General features: G+C 67.4%; 20 protein-coding genes. 5 read left to right on the plus strand and 15 right to left on the minus strand.

The features are described from left to right. The first annotated feature begins 61 nt into the window (after positions 1–61). Both CITRIK5_RS01700 and CITRIK5_RS01705 read left to right on the plus strand, forming a co-directional pair. A complete protein-coding gene (locus tag CITRIK5_RS01700) occupies positions 62–1,297 on the plus strand; it encodes an Nramp family divalent metal transporter (RefSeq protein WP_104318904.1) in 1,236 nt (411 codons plus the stop codon). A 25-nt stretch (positions 1,298–1,322) separates the two neighbouring features. Further along, a complete protein-coding gene (locus CITRIK5_RS01705; protein WP_049147408.1) occupies positions 1,323–1,994 on the plus strand; it encodes a metal-dependent transcriptional regulator in 672 nt (223 codons plus the stop codon). Positions 1,995–2,146: 152 nt separating this feature from the next. Here the strand turns inward: CITRIK5_RS01705 and CITRIK5_RS01710 are convergent, their stop codons facing one another. The 9 genes from CITRIK5_RS01710 to CITRIK5_RS01750 form a co-directional block, all read right to left on the minus strand. Next, complete coding sequence (locus tag CITRIK5_RS01710) at positions 2,147–2,965, minus strand: AAA family ATPase (RefSeq protein ID WP_370450140.1); 819 nt, start codon at positions 2,963–2,965, stop codon at positions 2,147–2,149. Between the two features lie 373 nt (positions 2,966–3,338). Then, entirely contained in the window at positions 3,339–3,668 is a 330-nt protein-coding gene (locus CITRIK5_RS01715) for a multidrug efflux SMR transporter (RefSeq protein WP_145032551.1), read from the minus strand. Continuing rightward, positions 3,668–4,012, minus strand: coding sequence for a multidrug efflux SMR transporter (locus tag CITRIK5_RS01720; RefSeq protein ID WP_031943843.1), 345 nt, complete (start codon positions 4,010–4,012; stop codon positions 3,668–3,670). The genes CITRIK5_RS01715 and CITRIK5_RS01720 overlap by 1 nt, the downstream gene beginning before the upstream one ends. Further along, on the minus strand, positions 4,009–4,539 hold the full coding sequence (locus CITRIK5_RS01725) for a TetR/AcrR family transcriptional regulator (protein ID WP_002857203.1): 531 nt from the start codon (positions 4,537–4,539) through the stop codon (positions 4,009–4,011). The genes CITRIK5_RS01720 and CITRIK5_RS01725 overlap by 4 nt, the downstream gene beginning before the upstream one ends. A gap of 191 nt (positions 4,540–4,730) precedes the next feature. Continuing rightward, a complete protein-coding gene (locus CITRIK5_RS01730) occupies positions 4,731–5,543 on the minus strand; it encodes an AAA family ATPase (RefSeq protein WP_002857202.1) in 813 nt (270 codons plus the stop codon). Continuing rightward, the gene (locus CITRIK5_RS01735; protein WP_002857201.1) at positions 5,540–6,934 is read right to left on the minus strand and encodes a Mu transposase C-terminal domain-containing protein; all 1,395 of its coding nucleotides are present in this window, start codon (positions 6,932–6,934) and stop codon (positions 5,540–5,542) included. The genes CITRIK5_RS01730 and CITRIK5_RS01735 overlap by 4 nt, the downstream gene beginning before the upstream one ends. 6 nt (positions 6,935–6,940) lie before the next feature. Beyond that, positions 6,941–7,543 carry a recombinase family protein gene (locus tag CITRIK5_RS01740; RefSeq protein ID WP_002857200.1) on the minus strand — a complete coding sequence of 201 codons (603 nt, stop codon included), beginning with the start codon at positions 7,541–7,543 and terminating at the stop codon, positions 6,941–6,943. Between the two features lie 140 nt (positions 7,544–7,683). Then, positions 7,684–8,268, minus strand: a complete 585-nt coding sequence (locus CITRIK5_RS01745; RefSeq protein WP_002854173.1) for a uracil-DNA glycosylase family protein — start codon at positions 8,266–8,268, stop codon at positions 7,684–7,686. Beyond that, positions 8,265–9,422 carry a TDT family transporter gene (locus tag CITRIK5_RS01750; protein ID WP_002854171.1) on the minus strand — a complete coding sequence of 386 codons (1,158 nt, stop codon included), beginning with the start codon at positions 9,420–9,422 and terminating at the stop codon, positions 8,265–8,267. Before CITRIK5_RS01750 ends, CITRIK5_RS01745 begins: the two co-directional genes overlap by 4 nt. 70 nt (positions 9,423–9,492) lie before the next feature. Here CITRIK5_RS01750 and CITRIK5_RS01755 point away from each other — a divergent pair, with 70 nt between their 5' ends. Then, positions 9,493–10,419 (plus strand): LysR family transcriptional regulator, encoded by a 927-nt coding sequence (locus tag CITRIK5_RS01755; protein WP_002854169.1) that lies wholly within the window; start codon positions 9,493–9,495, stop codon positions 10,417–10,419. Here CITRIK5_RS01755 and eno read toward each other — a convergent pair. From eno to CITRIK5_RS01785, 6 genes are all read right to left on the minus strand, one after another. Beyond that, positions 10,404–11,738 carry a phosphopyruvate hydratase gene (eno, locus tag CITRIK5_RS01760; RefSeq protein WP_002854168.1) on the minus strand — a complete coding sequence of 445 codons (1,335 nt, stop codon included), beginning with the start codon at positions 11,736–11,738 and terminating at the stop codon, positions 10,404–10,406. The two genes, CITRIK5_RS01755 and eno, sit on opposite strands and share 16 nt — an antisense overlap. A gap of 142 nt (positions 11,739–11,880) precedes the next feature. Beyond that, the gene (locus CITRIK5_RS01765) at positions 11,881–12,366 is read right to left on the minus strand and encodes an inorganic diphosphatase (protein ID WP_002854167.1); all 486 of its coding nucleotides are present in this window, start codon (positions 12,364–12,366) and stop codon (positions 11,881–11,883) included. 47 nt (positions 12,367–12,413) lie between these two features. After that, positions 12,414–12,785 carry a CrcB family protein gene (locus CITRIK5_RS01770; protein WP_002854166.1) on the minus strand — a complete coding sequence of 124 codons (372 nt, stop codon included), beginning with the start codon at positions 12,783–12,785 and terminating at the stop codon, positions 12,414–12,416. Next, positions 12,782–13,261 (minus strand): CrcB family protein, encoded by a 480-nt coding sequence (locus CITRIK5_RS01775; protein WP_020625841.1) that lies wholly within the window; start codon positions 13,259–13,261, stop codon positions 12,782–12,784. The genes CITRIK5_RS01770 and CITRIK5_RS01775 overlap by 4 nt, the downstream gene beginning before the upstream one ends. 20 nt (positions 13,262–13,281) lie before the next feature. Next, a complete protein-coding gene (locus CITRIK5_RS01780) occupies positions 13,282–14,019 on the minus strand; it encodes a 2,3-diphosphoglycerate-dependent phosphoglycerate mutase (protein ID WP_063718739.1) in 738 nt (245 codons plus the stop codon). Between the two features lie 5 nt (positions 14,020–14,024). Next, positions 14,025–14,531 (minus strand): universal stress protein, encoded by a 507-nt coding sequence (locus CITRIK5_RS01785; protein WP_002854163.1) that lies wholly within the window; start codon positions 14,529–14,531, stop codon positions 14,025–14,027. A gap of 304 nt (positions 14,532–14,835) precedes the next feature. Between CITRIK5_RS01785 and CITRIK5_RS01790 the strand changes: the two genes are divergently transcribed. After that, positions 14,836–15,414 carry a recombinase family protein gene (locus tag CITRIK5_RS01790; RefSeq protein ID WP_159832945.1) on the plus strand — a complete coding sequence of 193 codons (579 nt, stop codon included), beginning with the start codon at positions 14,836–14,838 and terminating at the stop codon, positions 15,412–15,414. 90 nt (positions 15,415–15,504) lie between these two features. After that, positions 15,505–16,173 carry a hypothetical protein gene (locus CITRIK5_RS01795; protein ID WP_159832947.1) on the plus strand — a complete coding sequence of 223 codons (669 nt, stop codon included), beginning with the start codon at positions 15,505–15,507 and terminating at the stop codon, positions 16,171–16,173. Positions 16,174–16,405 lie beyond the last annotated feature (232 nt).

Raw genomic sequence — 16,405 nt, forward strand, 5'->3', positions numbered from 1 at the left:
CCGGCGCCCCAAGAGTTCAGCTATATTAAATCTTATGCCTGCATCGTCACGCGAGCTCCGGATGGCCGTCGGATCGGATCGGCCAAGTCGTCAGGGAGTGCGGCTGTTGGGACCAGCCTTCGTGGCGGCGGTGGCCTATGTGGACCCCGGCAATGTCGCGGCGAACCTGACGGCCGGGGCCCAGTACGGATATCTGCTGGTCTGGGTGCTGGTCGCAGCGAACCTGATGGCCATGCTTGTGCAGTACCTCTCAGCGAAGCTCGGGCTCGTCACCGGCCGCTCGCTGCCCGAGCTGCTGGGACACCGGATGCCGCGCGGGCGGCGTCTGGCGTACTGGGTGCAGGCGGAGATCGTGGCCGCCGCCACGGATCTGGCCGAGGTGATCGGAGGGGCCATCGCTCTGCACATCCTCTTCGGCATCCCCCTGCTGGCCGGCGGGGTGATCGTCGGGGTGGTCTCGATGATCCTGCTGGGTGTGCAGTCCCGGCGCGGGCAGCGGCCCTTCGAGTTCGTCGTCGTGGGCCTGCTGGCCGTGATCACCCTCGGGTTCGTCTCGGGGCTGTTCTACGGGCCCATCTCCTGGGGTGAGGCCGTGGCGGGCATGGCCCCCCGGTTCGAGGGAACCCAGACCGTGCTCTTGGCGGCCGGCATGTTGGGGGCCACAGTGATGCCCCACGCGATCTATGTGCACTCAGCTCTGGCGCGCGACCGCCACCAGGGAGCCCACACCAATCCGGCCACGCTTGGCGGGCTGCTGCGGGCCACCCGGTGGGATGTGGGACTGTCCCTTCTGGTGGCAGGGTCGGTGAACATCGCGATGCTGTTGCTGGCGGCGGCCAACCTCTCCGGGGTCTCCGGGACGGACAGCATCGAAGGTGCCCATGCGGCGATTACGGCCGCGCTGGGCCCCACGGTGGGTGTCCTTTTCGGCGTCGGCCTGCTGGCCTCCGGGCTGGCCTCCACCGCGGTGGGCTCCTATGCGGGGTCGGAGATCATGGGCGGGCTGCTGCACTGGCGCATCCCTCAGATGGTGCGACGGGTGCTCACGCTGATCCCCGCGCTGTTGGTCATCGCCTCCGGGGTGGATCCCACCTGGGCGCTCGTCCTCTCCCAGGTGCTGCTCAGTGTCGGCATCCCCTTCGCCATGATCCCCCTAGTCCGCCTGACCGGCGCCCGGGCCGTGATGGGCCGACACGTGAACTCCGCGCCCCTGCAGACGGCGGCATGGGTGGTCGTGGCTCTGATCGTGGCCCTGAACGCCGTGCTGCTGTGGCTGACGTTGACCGGGCAGGAGTGAAGGAGGCCCCGCTATCGTGCAGGCCATGAGCCTTGACGAGATCACTCCGGTGGCCCAGGACTACCTCAAGGCAATCTGGTCTGCCACGGAGTGGGGAGACGCGCCGCTGAGCACGAATAGCCTGGCCGCACGAATGGGCACCACCGCGCCCAACGTCACCGAGACGGTCAAGCGCCTGGCAGCTCAGGGCCTGGTCGAGTACCAGCCCTACAAGCCCGTGACCCTCACCGGGAAGGGACGCGAGCACGCGATCGCGATGGTGCGCCGACACCGGCTGCTGGAAAGCTTCCTCGCCGCGACCCTGGGCTACTCCTGGGACGAAGTCCACGCGGAAGCCGAACGACTCGAGCACGCCGCCTCCGACGAGCTGATCGAGCGGATCGACCAGATGCTGGGCCGCCCCACGCGCGATCCCCACGGCGACCCCATTCCCACTCCCGAAGGGCAGCGGGCACAGCCAGCCCACGCGGTCCGCCTGGACGTGGCCGAGCCGGGGTTCTACCGGGTCCTACGCATCTCCGACGCCGACCCGCAGCGTCTGGTCCGCTTCCAGCAGGCCGGACTCGTTCCCGGCACTGTCGTCGAGGTGACCGAGGCGGGCCACTCCCGACTGCGCGTGGTCGCAGTCGGGCCCGTGGAACTCATCGAGACGGATGCGGCTGCCATCTGGCTGGTGCCGAGCGCGACTCGAGGATGAATCGTCCTCACCTTCATTGCGCATCGGTGCCGCCCCCGTCGAGAAGCAGGCTGTCCAAGGGGGTATACCCCTTTACACACCCCCCCGCCGACACGAGAGGATTGTGAGCAGCTTCGCTCTGTGTCGCGGTTTTCGCTGCGTTCCGTGTCGGGTTAGGTGGTGCCGATGACGAGGGTGCTGCGGGCGGCTTCGACGACGTCGTTGGTGATGACGTCGAGCTCGTTGATCTTCAGGACACGTTGAATCTGTGGGAGGAGACGTTCGAGGAGACGGAAGTTGCCGCGGGTGATGCGTTCGACGGCGGCGATGGCTTGCGCGTCAGTGAAGTCGTCGGGGTCGAGGGTCTTGCCGAGCTTGCGCCATTGACGTTCGAGGACGAACAGCAGCTCGTCGTGGCCGAGGGGGCGGTACTGGTGGGCGAACCCGAGTCGGCTGTAGAGCTGTGGGTAGTGAGTGAACTGCTTCTCGATGCCGGGCATGCCGATCAGGATCATCGCGATGCCTGTTCGGTCGTACTGGTCGCGGAGCCACTCGATGGCGTTGCCGGTGAGGCGTTCGGACTCATCGATGATGATCAGCTCGAGCAGTGACGGGTTGGGGCCGTGCGCGTGGTCGACGTGGCCGCCGTGGAGGACGAGGTGTTCCTCGATGCAGCGTTCGGTGCGGATCATGTCGTGCCGGAGGTCCTCTTGCAGGGCGCGCATCGTCGCGGAGACCTCGGGCGTGTAGAAGACGGTCCGGGCGCGGTGGGCCGCGGCATAGATCTTGGTGACGTTCACCTCGTCGGGCGTCGGTTCGTGGTTTGTGAGCTCGTTCCCGGTGCCGGCGCGGCCGGCCCACCAGGTGTTCGAGAGAATCTGGCCCGGGTTAAGAACCGGGATGGGGCGTTCGTAGCGCTTGACGAGGTAGGGCGCGAGGAGCCGGTCGGAGTCGTCGGGGATGACTATGGGCGGATTAAAGGTGACGGTGATGTCTCGCGCGGGGGTCGGTCCGAGGTTGGTGATGATGAAGTCGATGGAGGAGTCGCTATCGACCGCGGGGCGGAACTCGGCGGCGATCATCGGCTGGGATCGGGCTTTGCTGTCCAGGGCGGCGGAGATGAGCGCGATGATCGCGACGAGCGCGGCGACAACGCCGGCGACGGCGCCGATCGCGCTGCCGTACTCGTTGATCCAGGTCCAGGCCTCGAGCACGCTCATCCGGGTCATGAGGTGAGCGTAGCTGCGAGGCGGAACTGGCTAGAGAGACGGGGCGCGTCGTCTGGACATCGTGCCGCCGCAGGCTCTGAGGCGCCGGCGGCCGCGGATCGCGCCTGAGATGGATCGGCGGCCACCGGCGCGGGGGTCAGTGCGCGGCTCCGAGCTCGATCATGAGCACCCCGACGATGATCAGGCCGATACCGGCCGCCATCACCTTGGTCAGCGGTTCCTTGAAGAGGATGCGGCTGAGGACCGCGGTGAGCGCGACACCGGACGCGGCCCAGATGCCGTAGGCGACTCCGAGGGCCAGGCCCTCCACGAGGGCCATGGTGATGCCGAAGAACGCGATGCCGTAGCCGCCGAGGACGGCGAGCAGCCACAGGCCCTTCTTCTTGGAGCCGGAGGTCGCCATGCGCAGCGAGAGGATGCCGGCGACCTCGAAGATGATCGCGATGATGAGGAACAGGTAGGCCATCAGACGGTCCCTTCACGCTTCTTCGTCGCGGCCTGCGAGCCGAGCTCGACGCACAGGACCCCGCCGATGACGACGGCGATGCCGAGGGTCATCAGCGCGGTCAGCGGCTCTCCGAAGATGACTGCGGAGAGGATCGCGGTCAGGGCCACTCCGGCGGCTCCCCAGATGCCGTACCCGACGCCGAGGGGCATGCCCTGCTTGAGCGCGCCGGCCAGGAGCGTGAACGCTCCGATGTAGCCGACCGCGACGAGCGCGAAGAATCCGGGGGCGTCGACGGCAGCTTTCAGTGACAGGGAGCCTGTCACCTCGAGCGCGATCGCCCCGGCGAGGAACACCCACTTCATTTCTGTACTCCTTCATCGATCAGTCGTTGGGCGATGCCGCGCACGAGTGCACGCTGCTCACCGGTCATGCTCAGAAGTCCGAGCGCCTGGTCGGTCCAGGCGCCGTCAGCGATCAGACGCGCCGACTGCAACGCGGCTTTCTGGCCAGCGTCGCCGGGTGCGTCCTCCCCGAACCAGGGCCGCAGGCGCTCCCGCCACTGGGCGGCGAGAGTGTCGCGCAGCTTCACATCCGCGAGCAGCGCGAGATCGCCCCCGTCGAAATCGGAGAGCACCTCGAAGTCCACATACGCGCGCAGCCGCTCGACCGGATCGGTGACCTCCCCGATCGTCGCGGCGAGCTGTCCCTCCCAGAGGTCCATCACCCGATTGACGACGCCGACCATCAGCGCCTCCTTCGAGGAGAAGTGATGCACCACCCCCGCCTTACTCATGCCTGCTTCGGAGGCGACGGAATCGATCGTCACCACGCCACCGCGCCGCAGCACGGCGATCGCATCATCGAGCAGCTGCTCGGTCGTCTTTGCCATGCCCCGAGAGTACCGACCAAACGTTTGGTCGGTCAAGTGACATAGCGCTATGGGTAGCAGGCGTCCCGTAAGGGGATCGCTTACCGGCACACACAGATACGACGCCGAGCGCCGCGAAAATCCGCGGCGCCGAGTGTCCCGTGTGAGCAGCTTCGCTCTGTGTCGCGGTTTTCGCTGCGTTCCGTGTCGGGTTAGGTGGTGCCGATGACGAGGGTGCTGCGGGCGGCTTCGACGACGTCGTTGGTGATGACGTCGAGCTCGTTGATCTTCAGGACACGTTGAATCTGTGGGAGGAGACGTTCGAGGAGACGGAAGTTGCCGCGGGTGATGCGTTCGACGGCGGCGATGGCTTGCGCGTCAGTGAAGTCGTCGGGGTCGAGGGTCTTGCCGAGCTTGCGCCATTGACGTTCGAGGACGAACAGCAGCTCGTCGTGGCCGAGGGGGCGGTACTGGTGGGCGAACCCGAGTCGGCTGTAGAGCTGTGGGTAGTGAGTGAACTGCTTCTCGATGCCGGGCATGCCGATCAGGATCATCGCGATGCCTGTTCGGTCGTACTGGTCGCGGAGCCACTCGATGGCGTTGCCGGTGAGGCGTTCGGACTCATCGATGATGATCAGCTCGAGCAGTGACGGGTTGGGGCCGTGCGCGTGGTCGACGTGGCCGCCGTGGAGGACGAGGTGTTCCTCGATGCAGCGTTCGGTGCGGATCATGTCGTGCCGGAGGTCCTCTTGCAGGGCGCGCATCGTCGCGGAGACCTCGGGCGTGTAGAAGACGGTCCGGGCGCGGTGGGCCGCGGCATAGATCTTGGTGTCGTCTTCACTGCGTGCGGCCCACCTGGCGATGAACGGGCCGATGCTGTCCCAGTGCGCGTAGCGGCGCGCTGAGAGGGTCTTGCCGACGCCGGCGGGCCCGAAGCAGACGCCGATGGTGTTCTGCTTCCGGACCGCGTCGGCAAACTCTGCGAACCGGCGGTGCTCCTTGGTGACGATGAACTGGCTCGTCATGACCGGTCCTCCTCGTAGGTCTTCAGTCGCGGCCGATCCGTCTCGACGGCTGCCGGTGTGGTGGTGTCGTCGAGTTTGGGATTGACGATCGCGATGCGTTCGTGGATCTGCCCGCGTAAAGCCCGGCGGTGAGCGTTCCTGGCGGCTTGGATCTGCTTGAGGCTGATCGTCTCGGTCTGGTGCTCGGTGCTGATCGCGGTGCAGAGGAACACGTCGCGGTGGAAGACGCGGATCTCGGTGACGTCGCGTGGGTCGTACCGGACACTCACGGTGCTACCGACGAACGGCGCGAGAGTGGCCGCGGTGTAGCGGAGGCCCTCGAAGTGGATGCCATCGCGCTGCACGACCCGCGTCGTGGGGACGGTGAGCAGGAACCCGTCGAGCTGTTCAAGGGACTCCGGGAGCCGTGGCAGCCACCCGTCTGCAATCCACGCGTGCAGTGGGCTCGTCCGGAGCTCGCGGTGGGTGCGGGCGTTGTAGCTGCGGATGAACGTGCTGATGGCACTGTCGACGCCGCCGAGATCCAGCGCCGGCGTCGGCGCCGAGGATCCGGCTGCGAAATGGCCGGGGAGCGTTGGGAGCAGTTCGGTGTTGATCGTGCCGAAGAACCGCTCGATCTTCCCGCGCCCCTGGGGCCGGGCGACCTGCGAGTGGATGATGCGGAGGTGCAGCACAGCGGCGGTGTCGCCGAGACGATGGCTGGTGAAGTCGGACCCGTGGTCCGTGTAGAGCACGTCCGGGATCCCGCAGACGGGCCAGTCCGGTTCCGGCTTGTGCCAGATCGCTTGGCGCAGCGCGAGCGCGGTGTTCGCCGCTGACGGGGCACCGAGGAACACCATGTACCCGCAGATCGCGCGGGAGTAGTCGTCGAGGATCACCGTCAACCACGGCCGTGCGGGCTTGCCGTTGGGCCCGACGATGAGCAGGTCAAGCATCGTGTGGTCCGCCTGCCAGATCGCGTTCGGGCGGTCCGCGCGACGTCGGAGCAGCAGCTCGTGTTTGTCACGGTATGACGCTGGCCCCTCGAGTGCGAGCGTCACCATTCCGGGATCGAGCCCGTTCACGATCGACCGCACGGCGGAGTACGACGGCGACGGCAGTCCCCGTTCAGCGCAGTGGACGCCAACCTGACGGTGAATGGTGGCGATCGACGGCCGCGGCTTGGTGAGCGCAAGCCCTTCGACCAGGCGGACGAGTTCCGGTGCTGTGCGTCGGACGCCATGGTCGGCGCGAGCGTCGTCGGCGAGGGCGGCGTATCCGCCTGTCCGGTAGCGGGCGAGCCAGCGTTGCAGGGTGCGCTCGGTGACGCCCGTGCTGCGGGCCAGAGTGGCAAGCGGGATTGCGTCCTCGACGTGCAGTCGAAGGATTCGCCACCGCTCGCTCGCGTCCATGACCGGCTACATCGTCGGTGAGGGCTTTGCGCGTCGGCGGGCGACGGGTTCGGCGTGCTTCGCGAGCGTCCGGTAGATGGTGGTGCGGCTGACGCCGAGGACATCGCCGATCTGCGCGACGGTCATGTCCTGCTGTTCGTAGAGCCGGCGTGCGGTGCGCACCTGGTCCGCGGAGAGCCGAGATGGTCGGCCGCCGGTTCTGCCGCGGGCTCGGGCGGCGGCGAGGCCGGCGTTGGTGCGTTCCTTGATGAGGTCCCGTTCGAACTCCGCCAGCGCAGCGAAGACGTGGAACACAAGCCGGCCACCGGGTGAGGTGGTGTCAATGGTCTCCTGCAGCGACCGGAACCCGATGCCGCGTTCGGCGAGTGCGTGCAGCTGGTCGATGAGGTGCCGGATGGATCGACCGAGCCGGTCGAGTCGCCAGACGACGAGAGTGTCGCCGGGGCGGAGCTGGTCGAGGAGCTTGTCGAGCTCGGGCCGGTGTTGCAGCGACCCGGACATGGTGTCGACGAACACGCGGTAGCAGCCGGCGGCGCCCAGCGCGTCGATCTGTAGCGACGCGTCCTGGTCGGTGGTGGACACGCGCGCGTACCCGAGGAGGTGACCCATGGAGAGAACGTAGCGAAACTCGACCAGGAGGGGTAGTGGCGGCACGTAGATTCCGGGATTGGGTTCCGTTACAAGACACGCCGCCTCACACGCTGCCGAACCGTCGGCACGGGCAGTTGTAGCGGAGTCGTTCGTATTTGCTACAGCCGGTGAGTCAGCGCCGCGAGCCGGAGCGCTTGGACGGAACGTCGTTGTTGTTCCGCGCGATGGCGGCCGTTGGCCGGAGAGGGGTGTGGTGCCGCGATGACGGGTACGAGTCGGGGGTGCTCGTCCAGGGTGAGGTGCCGCATGACTCCGTTGAGGGCGGCGGTACCGTACGTGACGATGGCATCGAGCACGGGGAGCACCTTGAGCAGAGTTTCGAGGGCGTGTCGCCCCTCGTCGATGTCCACAGGTCGGACGCGGCCGAGAATCTCCCACGGGATGAGGTTCCAGCGGAGGTAGTCGTTGCGTGCGAGTCCGGACTCGATGCGGGCTGCGCGGAACGCGGCCGCGGTCGGGCCCGGGTTGTCCTCGCTGCAGATCGCCGTGTGCGCTGCGGCGATCGTCTGGGGGCCGGGCGACTGCATGAGGACCAGGACGCGGCTGGATGTGCCGCCGGATCTCGGGTCGAAGTTCGGGACGAACCGCCGTGAACCGTCGGGTGCGGTGCGCCATGCCTCGGCGAGGGCGTTCAGGGATCGAACGTCCGCGACCTCGTCCGCGAGTTCGTCGGGGGTGCTCATGCCGGCTGTGGTGGTGCGAGGAGTGTGCCGCGGATGACGGAGCCGTGGAAGGTGCGGACGGCAACGGTGATCCACGCGGCGACGAGGCCCACGTAGTAGACGACTGCGAGGACGGCGACGACGGTGAGTCCGGAGTGCAGGGCCAGGCCGTTCAGGCCGGTGACGCAGGTGCCGACGGGGAACGTGAATGACCACCAGGTCAGGCTGAACAGCAGGTGTTCGCGGGCGGTGCGGATGGTGATGGCGAGGGCGATGACGGTCCACAGCAGCGCGAAGCCGAGCATCGCGAACCCGTACACCAGCGCCACGACCAGCAGTGCGTGGGCGGTCGACGCGTCGACGACGGCGGGGGCGTTCGATGCGAGGAGGTTTACCGCGGTGATGGACTGTCCGACCGGTCCGAGGACGATCCACAGGGTCGGCACCATACCGGCGGCACCGACCTTGTGTTGCGCGAGACGGTTCCAGATCAGCGTAATGACGACCAGGGACGTGATGAGGCTGAGGCCGAAGAAGCCGTAGCAGGACCACAGCAGGGTCTCCCGTGCCTGCCCGGCGGGGGCATACGGCAGGAGGAGCGCACCGGTCGAGGCGGACACCATCGGCGGGACGATCGGCATCAGCCAGCCGCCGAACGCGGATTCGGGCGTGTTCTCGTGGCGGGTGAACGCCAGGTACGGCACCAGGACCGCGGTGAGCAGGCCGCCGATGGTGCCGATGGTCCAGAGGACCCAGTCGACGGTGACGGCGGCGGGGAGGCCGATCCAGTCCTTGCCGAGGAGGATCGTGCCGGCGCCGACGGTGAGGAACGCCATGGGCGGTGCGCCGTAGAAGTGGGAAATCACCGGGTTGAGGTGGTGCTTCGCTGCGGTGCTCCGGTAGCGGACCCAGTGCAGGACCGTCGCGATGGTGAGGGCGACGAGCAGGACCGCCGCGATCGCCCAGACGACCGTCGCCGCCGTGCGCAGACCGGGGAACTGCAGCGGTAACGACGCGGCCGCGACGGCGACGATCCCGGTCCCCATGATCGACGCGAACCAGTTCGGGGTCAGGTTCGACACGATCAGGCCGGGCCGCTCCAGCTCCCGGAACAGCCGCCGGTCGCGCACACCGTGCTCAGAGGCTGCGGGTGCGTGGGCGAGGTGAGCGGACATGCACCCATCGTGCGCGTGTGCCCCGTGGTTCGGGAACGGCGGACTCGTTGGCAGGGCACAATGGTTGCTTGTGGCACTGCGGCGGTTGACGGACCGGATCCTGGACCTCGACACCCTCGAGGTCCTCGTCCGCGTCGCGGAGACCGGGTCGTTGACCCGCGCGGCCGAGGTGTTGGGGGTGACACAGCAGGCGGTGTCTGCGCGCTTGCGTGCCGCGGAGCAGGCGACCGGTCAGCCGCTGGCGCACCGGACGGCATCCGGGACCGCGCTGACCGACGCCGGCCGGGTGGTGCTCGGTCTCGCCGTCCCGGTGTTGGAGGCCTCCCGGCGGCTTGAAGCAGGCGTCGCCGCGCTGCGGGAACCGGCGGGATCCCTCGTGATCGCAGCGTCGCAGACGATCGCCGAACTCCTGCTGCCCGGATGGCTGCTCACCCACCGTGCTGCCACGCCGGATGCGTCGGTGCGTTTGATCGCGGGGAACTCCGCCGACGTGACCGACCTCGTCCGTTCCGGCGCTGCCGACGTCGGGTTCACGGAGACTCCTGCTGCGCCGATTGGCCTCTCATCGTTGGTGGTCGATGAGGACGAACTCGTGGTCGTCGTCGCCCCGCACCATCCTTGGGCAAGCGCTTCGGCCATCACCTCGGATGACCTCGCGGAGACACCCCTGCTGCTCCGTGAGGAAGGGTCCGGCACCCGCTCCACGGTCGAAGCGTGGCTCGACGACGCGGGTCTGACCCTGGTCCCGCCGGCTGCAGTGCTGGAAACGACTGGCATCATCCGCGCCAACGCTCGAGCGGGCATCGCGCCCGCGGTGATGAGTCTCCGCACCGTCGACACTGACCTCGAAGACGGTGCCCTCGTCCGGGCGCTACTGCTCGGCCCGCCACTGATCCGGCCGCTGCGAGCGATCTGGTCAGGCCGCCCGGGGCCCGCTGTGACGGCGTTCCTGGACACTGCTCGCAGCTCGAGTACCGGTGGTCAGATCAGTCCGTAGGGCAGCTCCGGGTGCTGCTCGGCGATCTCGGTGAGCCGGTTGTACTTCGCGACGCGTTCCCCGCGGCCGGGTGCGCCGGACTTGATCTGCCCGGTGCCGGTCCCGACAACGAGGTCCGCGATGAACGTGTCCGTGGTCTCCCCAGAACGGTGGGAGACCATGCTGGCCATCCCGATGCTCTTGGCGGTGGCGATCGCGCCGAGGGTCTGGGAGACGGTCCCGATCTGGTTCGGCTTGATCAGTGCCGCGTTCGTCAGCTGCTGCTCGCCGCCGTCGCGGATCCGCTGTGGGTCGGTGACGTAGAGGTCGTCGCCGACGATCTGGATCCGGTCGCCGAGCGCCGCTTGCATGCGGCGGAACCCCTCATGGTCGTCTTCCGCGAACGCGTCTTCGATGCTCCGGATCGGATACGTGTCGATGAGGTGCCGGTAGTAGTCGACCAGCCCGTCCCGGTCGAGGCTGTCGTTGAGCACCCGGTAGGAGCCGTCGCCCTGGGAGAACTCGTTCGCGGCCGGATCGAGCGCGATCGCCACCTGATCGACGCCCGGCTCGTAGCCGGCGGTACGGATCGCGTCGACGAGCAGGTCGAGCGCTTCCTCGGGCGCAGCGATCGACGGTGCGAAACCGCCCTCGTCGCCGAGGCCGAGGCTGCCGAACCGGTCCCGAACCAGCGCCGCGAGAGCGTGGTACACGTCTGCGCCGATTCGGACGGCGTCTGCCATCGAGCCTGCGTTGACGGGAGCGATCATGAACTCCTGGAAGTCCAGCTCGTTCGCTGCGTGCGCGCCGCCGTTGAGGACGTTGAAGTGCGGGACCGGCATCCGCGGCGTCGAGCCGGTGATCTCAGCGATCCACTGCCAGAGCGGGAGGTCCGCGGCATGGGCGAGGGCCCTGGATGCGGCGATCGAGGTGGCGACAACGCTGTTCGCGCCGAGCCGGCGGTACCCGGTGGTGCCGTCGAGTTCGGCAAGGGCGGCGTCGATCTGCCCGATCGCCGACCACGACCGGCCGGTGAGGAGCCCTGAGATGTCGGTGTCGATCAGGTGGAGCGCCTGGGTGACGTCGCGGCCGCCGAACGCGGAACCGCCGTCGCGGAGCTCGACGGCTTCGTGGGCGCCGGTGGATGCGCCCGCGGGGGCGTCCCCGGTGACGGTGCGGCCGTCGTCGAGCTCGAGGGACACGCGGACGGTCGGGTAGCCGCGGGAGTCGAGGATGCGGGCGCCGTGGACGGCGTCGATGGTGACGGGGTGGTCGTGGTGGGTGACGTACTCACCCTGATGGGCTCCGTGGTGGTGGATGCCGCTGATGTAGTCGTTCATGGTGACGCTCCTTCGGTTCGGTTCGGGTCATGCGTCGAGCTGGTCTGTGGTTGGAAGGGGAAGCCGCGGGGAGGCGGAGGGACGACCTGCTGGCGATCACTCAGCGCCAGTGCCTCCCCGCGGCAGTCTGTGGACCCGTGGGTCACGGGTGTCGGGTGTGGGCGTTCTGTGCGGTGCGGATGACGGCTTCGGCAGCAGCACGGTCGGCCCACCCGTTGGTGGTGACGTGCTTGCCGTGCTCGATCTCCTTGTAGTGGGCGAAGAAGTGCTCGATCTCCGCCAGCGTGTGTTCCGGCACATCGGTGATGTCCCGCAGCTGCGCGAAGCGGTCGTCGCCAGCGGGAACGGTGAGGATCTTGTCGTCGCCGCCGTTCTCGTCGACCATGCGCAGCATCCCGACCGGCCGGACCGTGATGACGACGCCGGGGAACGTGGGACGGGGCAGGAGCACCAGGGCGTCGAGGGGGTCGCCGTCATCGCCGAGGGTGTTGTCGATGGAGCCGTAGTCCTGGGGGAACACCATGCTGGTGAACACCGCCCGGTCGAGCCGGATCCGGCCGGTGGTGTGGTCGACCTCGTACTTGTTGCCGCTGCCGCGGGGAATCTCGATCGTGACGTCGAACAGCATGGGTACCTCCGGTGCTGGAGCGGGTGGGTGGTCAGTGAGTGGGGTGGTCACAGGGTGCCGCCGAGGAGGATGCCGGCGGTCGCGGCGGCGACGGAGACGACGAGCATTCCGAGACCGTTGATCGCGGCGGCGGTGATCCGTCCGCTGCGGGCGAGGCGGACGGTTTCGAAGCTGGCGGTGCTGAACGTGGTGTAGCCGCCCATCACCCCGGTGCCGAGGACCGCGACCGGCACCGCGCCGAGGTGCGTGGCGGCGCCGACGATGATCCCCAGCAGCAGCGACCCGGTGATGTTGATCGTCAGCGTGCCGACGGGGAGCCGGAACTCCCGGCCGGTGTTGATCAGCCCGTCGAGGAGGAACCGACCGGCAGCGCCGGCACCGCCACCGAGGGCGACGACGACGATGAGGGCGGCGTTCATGCTTCCTCCGTTCGGGGACGGAACCAGCCGGCGACGACGAGACCGCAGGCGGTCGCGATCGCGCCGGATAGGACAGTGAGGAGCGCGTAGCCGGTGCCAGCGAGGCCGTGGCCGTCGAGGAACAGGGCGGCGGTGGACTCGGCGAGGGTGCTGTAGGTGGTGAACCCGCCGAGGACCCCTGTCCCGAGGAGCAGCCGCAGCACCCTCCGGCGACCGGCATCGGGCCCACGGTGCGCGAGCGCTTCCAACAGCACACCGAGGGCCAGCGCCCCGGTGATGTTGATCCAGAAGATCGACCAACTCACCCCGCCATCGGCAGGGAGCACGCTACTGATGACGTCGCGGAGGGCAGTACCGCCGGCCCCACCGACGGCGACGAGGCCGACGTACCGCCACCGCAGATGCACCGGCCGCATGGTCGTTGCCGGGTCGGAGACGTCGACGTCCGGGTCGGGAGGGAGCTGGTCGTCGGGCATCGGGGTGTCCGTTCGGGTGGTCATGTTCCGCCTTCTGCCGCGACCAGCGCCGCGGCGTGCTGTGCTGCTACCGGATCCAGGAACGCCCCACCCCGCGGGACGAGAGCACCCGTCGGGGCGAGGTGGTACTGCACGGGTTGCCCGGTCGGCAGGTTGAGCTGCTCGAGCTCCGGGTCGGTGAGGTCGTCGATGCATGCGCAGAGTGCGCGGAGCGAGTTCCCGTGCGCGACGACGAGGACGCTCCGCCCTGACCGCACCATCGGCAGGAGCCGGTCGTGCAAGACGGGGCGGACCCGCTTGATGACGTCCGAGAGTGCCTCGGTGCGTCGGAGGGCGCCGTCGGGCAGGCCGCGCAGCGCGGAGCTCGACCGCAGTTCCTCCCACAGGTGCAGCGACATCGGTGGCGGTGTGCCGGTACGGGACCTGCGGAGCCGCACGTACTCGTCGTCACCGAGCATCCGACGGGCGTCGGTCTTCGTCATCCCGGTCAGGGCACCGTAGTTGCGTTCGTTGAGCTGCCACACCGCTTCCGTGGGCAGCTGTGTCCCGAGGGCGTCGCAGACCAGTTCGGCGGTGCGGACGGCACGGCGCAATGTGGAGGTGACCACGACGTCCGGCGTGATGTGGTTCGACCGGAGGAGCTGTCCGGCTGCGGATGCTTGCCGTTCGCCGCGGTGCGTGAGCGGGACGTCGAGGAGCCCGGTGAAGGTGCCGGCTTCGTTCGCGGTGCTCTCCCCATGCCGCAGGAGCGTCAGCATGCCCGTCACGGGGCTTCCGACGGGAGGAGGACGGTGGCGCCGACCGGGTCGTGCGGGACGACCAGTATCGGCCGGTGCTGCTGATGCGTCAGGTGCGCGGCGACGGACCCGGTGAGCAGTTCCGCTATCCGGCGTCGGCCAGCCTGGGATCCGACGACGATCATCACCGCGTCACGTTCCTCAGCCACCGCAGCGAGTGCGTGACTCGGGTCCCCGACGCGGGAGACGAAGTCCACGTCGACCGATCGCGCCGCAGCAAGATCTCTGATGACCCGCATGTCTTCGTCGGGGAGCTGCTGCGGGTCGCTGTCCGCCGTGTCCGGGTCGATCGGTTCGATGATCTCCGACCCGTCCGCACGCACCCCCGCTGACAGCAGCGCCGGATCGACGACCACACACACCAGGCGGGCGCTGAAGCGTTCAGCGACGGCAGCCGCGACACCGACGACGTCGTGCCCCTGCCCGGACTGCACACCGACCACGACAACACCGGCAGTGTTCGACTCGACCATGACATCTCCCTACCTCAGGCGCACAGAAGCGCAACCAGCTGAGATAGGGACTGTTGTCGACGAGTGTCGAGGTTGGGTCCGGCAAGCCCCACTGCCGGGTCCGAAGACACCACCAGTATGCACCCACCACCCCATGCCCGCACCGACGATCTTCCGCACCTCGAGAACCGGTCCGCTTCGTGACGCGGGACGACAGGGAGAGAAGCTTGAAGGACGACACAGAGCGAAGCTGTTCACAGAGAGGATCACGTCAGAGTGGGTCCATTTTGAACCCCTTGGACACAAGTGGCGGAGGGTCTTAAACGTGGTTGGACAGACTGTGGGGTACGTGCGGGTGAGCTCGGCCGAGCAGAACCTTGACCGCCAGCTCGAGGCAGTGGGGGAGTGTGATCGGATCTTCGAAGACAAGATCTCCGGCAGCTCCCGCGCCAAGCGCGCCGGGTTGGCGGAGCTGATGGCGTACGTGCGGGAGGGGGACCTGGTGAAGGTCGCCTCCATGGATCGGCTGGGCCGTGACACCCGGGACTTGTACGCGATCGTGGACGAGCTCACGGACAAGGGGTGCGCGGTGCGGTTCGTGTCCGAGCGGATCACCGTGGACAAGTCCGGGACCTCCCCGGTGGACGGGCTGATGCTGGGCATCCTGGCCGCGTTCGCGGAGTTCGAGCGCCGGCGGATCAAGGAGCGTCAGGCCGAGGGCATCGCCTTGGCCAAGGCCCGCGGGAAGTACGTACAGACCCCGAAGCTCTCGGACACTGATGTGGAGCAGGTCGAAGCGATGATCCAGATGGGGATCCCGAAGGCGGAGGTGGCGCGCACGTTCGGGGTGAGTCGGCAGACCCTCTACACCTCGATTGCCCGTCGAGCATCAACCCACCAGTAGGGCGGCCTCGCTCTGGATCTCGTACCGCTACGAGTTGGCCGAGGCCCTAGGGCGTGTCTCCTAACCGTGAGTCACGGTTTACTGTCAGGCATGTCACCCGTCTACTCTCACTGTCGCCTACACGGCACGTTCACCTCCAGAGCCATTGAGGTCGTCGACAGTACCGACGTCACCATCGGCCCCTTCTGGGAACCGTGCCCTGTCTGCGAGCAAGCCTCGCAGGTGTTTCCGGGCACGTTCGACTTTGACAAGGACGGGATAGCGACAGTCCTCAGCGGGCCAGACTGGACGCGGAAGACGTATGCGAACGCGCAAAGAGTGCTAGGGCGTGCTCGACAAAAACTTGAGAACGGCGAAGACCTCAAGCGCGTTATCGCAGATACAGCCCGGGACTTGGATCAGACCAAGCCAGGATTTGGCTCATGGTTCGCGAAACAAGCACGGTCTCAAGAAGTCAGCTTTACTCTTGCTCTGATCGCGCTCCTTATTGCATTGACAGGGGTCGGATTTCAGGCAATTTCGACGGGACTCGATATAGCTGACGCCATGCGTGAATCGGTGGAGCGGTCACAGCAGGAGAAGTTCAGTGGCGCTCCCTCACTGGACCGCGCCACTTCCAGCGGAGTGGCACCTAATAGCAATAGTGCAAATGATATTAAGAAACGCAACGACTCCGACGATGACTTGGAACTAAATGGTCTCGTCGGAGATCACCAGGACGTGAATACAGGCGAGACTGGAAACAAAATTCAAGACTGACCGATCCATTGGTAATTCTTTTCAATGAGGGCTAAGGCTCTATCGGGGGTCATGCGTGTAAAGGTTGGTGAATAATCGGCCCACACCCGTAGGAGGGAGGGTGCTGGGACGCCCCAGGCCGATCGAACGTGGAAAAACGCGGAGAGGGAGGCCTACATTCATAGGGGACGCCCCGCCGGCCTCGTTGGTCCCGGCACGAGTCAACAACGTCATGACCTCTTACAACTAGCCA

The organism is Micrococcus sp. 116 (assembly GCF_902506395.1).
GTDB lineage: Bacteria > Actinomycetota > Actinomycetes > Actinomycetales > Micrococcaceae > Micrococcus > Micrococcus luteus.

Bases quoted from the DNA above. Each gene is read 5' to 3' on its own strand.
- eno (WP_002854168.1), bottom strand. From the start codon at position 11,738: ATGAACGACTACATCAGCGGCATCCACCACCACGGAGCCCATCAGGGT.
- CITRIK5_RS01735 (WP_002857201.1), bottom strand. From the start codon at position 6,934: ATGGACGCGAGCGAGCGGTGGCGAATCCTTCGACTGCACGTCGAGGAC.
- CITRIK5_RS01715 (WP_145032551.1), bottom strand. From the start codon at position 3,668: ATGGCCTACCTGTTCCTCATCATCGCGATCATCTTCGAGGTCGCCGGC.
- CITRIK5_RS01730 (WP_002857202.1), bottom strand. From the start codon at position 5,543: ATGACGAGCCAGTTCATCGTCACCAAGGAGCACCGCCGGTTCGCAGAG.
- CITRIK5_RS01700 (WP_104318904.1), top strand. From the start codon at position 62: ATGGCCGTCGGATCGGATCGGCCAAGTCGTCAGGGAGTGCGGCTGTTG.
- CITRIK5_RS01750 (WP_002854171.1), bottom strand. From the start codon at position 9,422: ATGTCCGCTCACCTCGCCCACGCACCCGCAGCCTCTGAGCACGGTGTG.
- CITRIK5_RS01720 (WP_031943843.1), bottom strand. From the start codon at position 4,012: ATGAAGTGGGTGTTCCTCGCCGGGGCGATCGCGCTCGAGGTGACAGGC.
- CITRIK5_RS01775 (WP_020625841.1), bottom strand. From the start codon at position 13,261: ATGCCCGACGACCAGCTCCCTCCCGACCCGGACGTCGACGTCTCCGAC.
- CITRIK5_RS01770 (WP_002854166.1), bottom strand. From the start codon at position 12,785: ATGAACGCCGCCCTCATCGTCGTCGTCGCCCTCGGTGGCGGTGCCGGC.
- CITRIK5_RS01795 (WP_159832947.1), top strand. From the start codon at position 15,505: ATGTCACCCGTCTACTCTCACTGTCGCCTACACGGCACGTTCACCTCC.
- CITRIK5_RS01705 (WP_049147408.1), top strand. From the start codon at position 1,323: ATGAGCCTTGACGAGATCACTCCGGTGGCCCAGGACTACCTCAAGGCA.
- CITRIK5_RS01745 (WP_002854173.1), bottom strand. From the start codon at position 8,268: ATGAGCACCCCCGACGAACTCGCGGACGAGGTCGCGGACGTTCGATCC.
- CITRIK5_RS01765 (WP_002854167.1), bottom strand. From the start codon at position 12,366: ATGCTGTTCGACGTCACGATCGAGATTCCCCGCGGCAGCGGCAACAAG.
- CITRIK5_RS01780 (WP_063718739.1), bottom strand. From the start codon at position 14,019: ATGCTGACGCTCCTGCGGCATGGGGAGAGCACCGCGAACGAAGCCGGC.
- CITRIK5_RS01785 (WP_002854163.1), bottom strand. From the start codon at position 14,531: ATGGTCGAGTCGAACACTGCCGGTGTTGTCGTGGTCGGTGTGCAGTCC.
- CITRIK5_RS01725 (WP_002857203.1), bottom strand. From the start codon at position 4,539: ATGGCAAAGACGACCGAGCAGCTGCTCGATGATGCGATCGCCGTGCTG.
- CITRIK5_RS01740 (WP_002857200.1), bottom strand. From the start codon at position 7,543: ATGGGTCACCTCCTCGGGTACGCGCGCGTGTCCACCACCGACCAGGAC.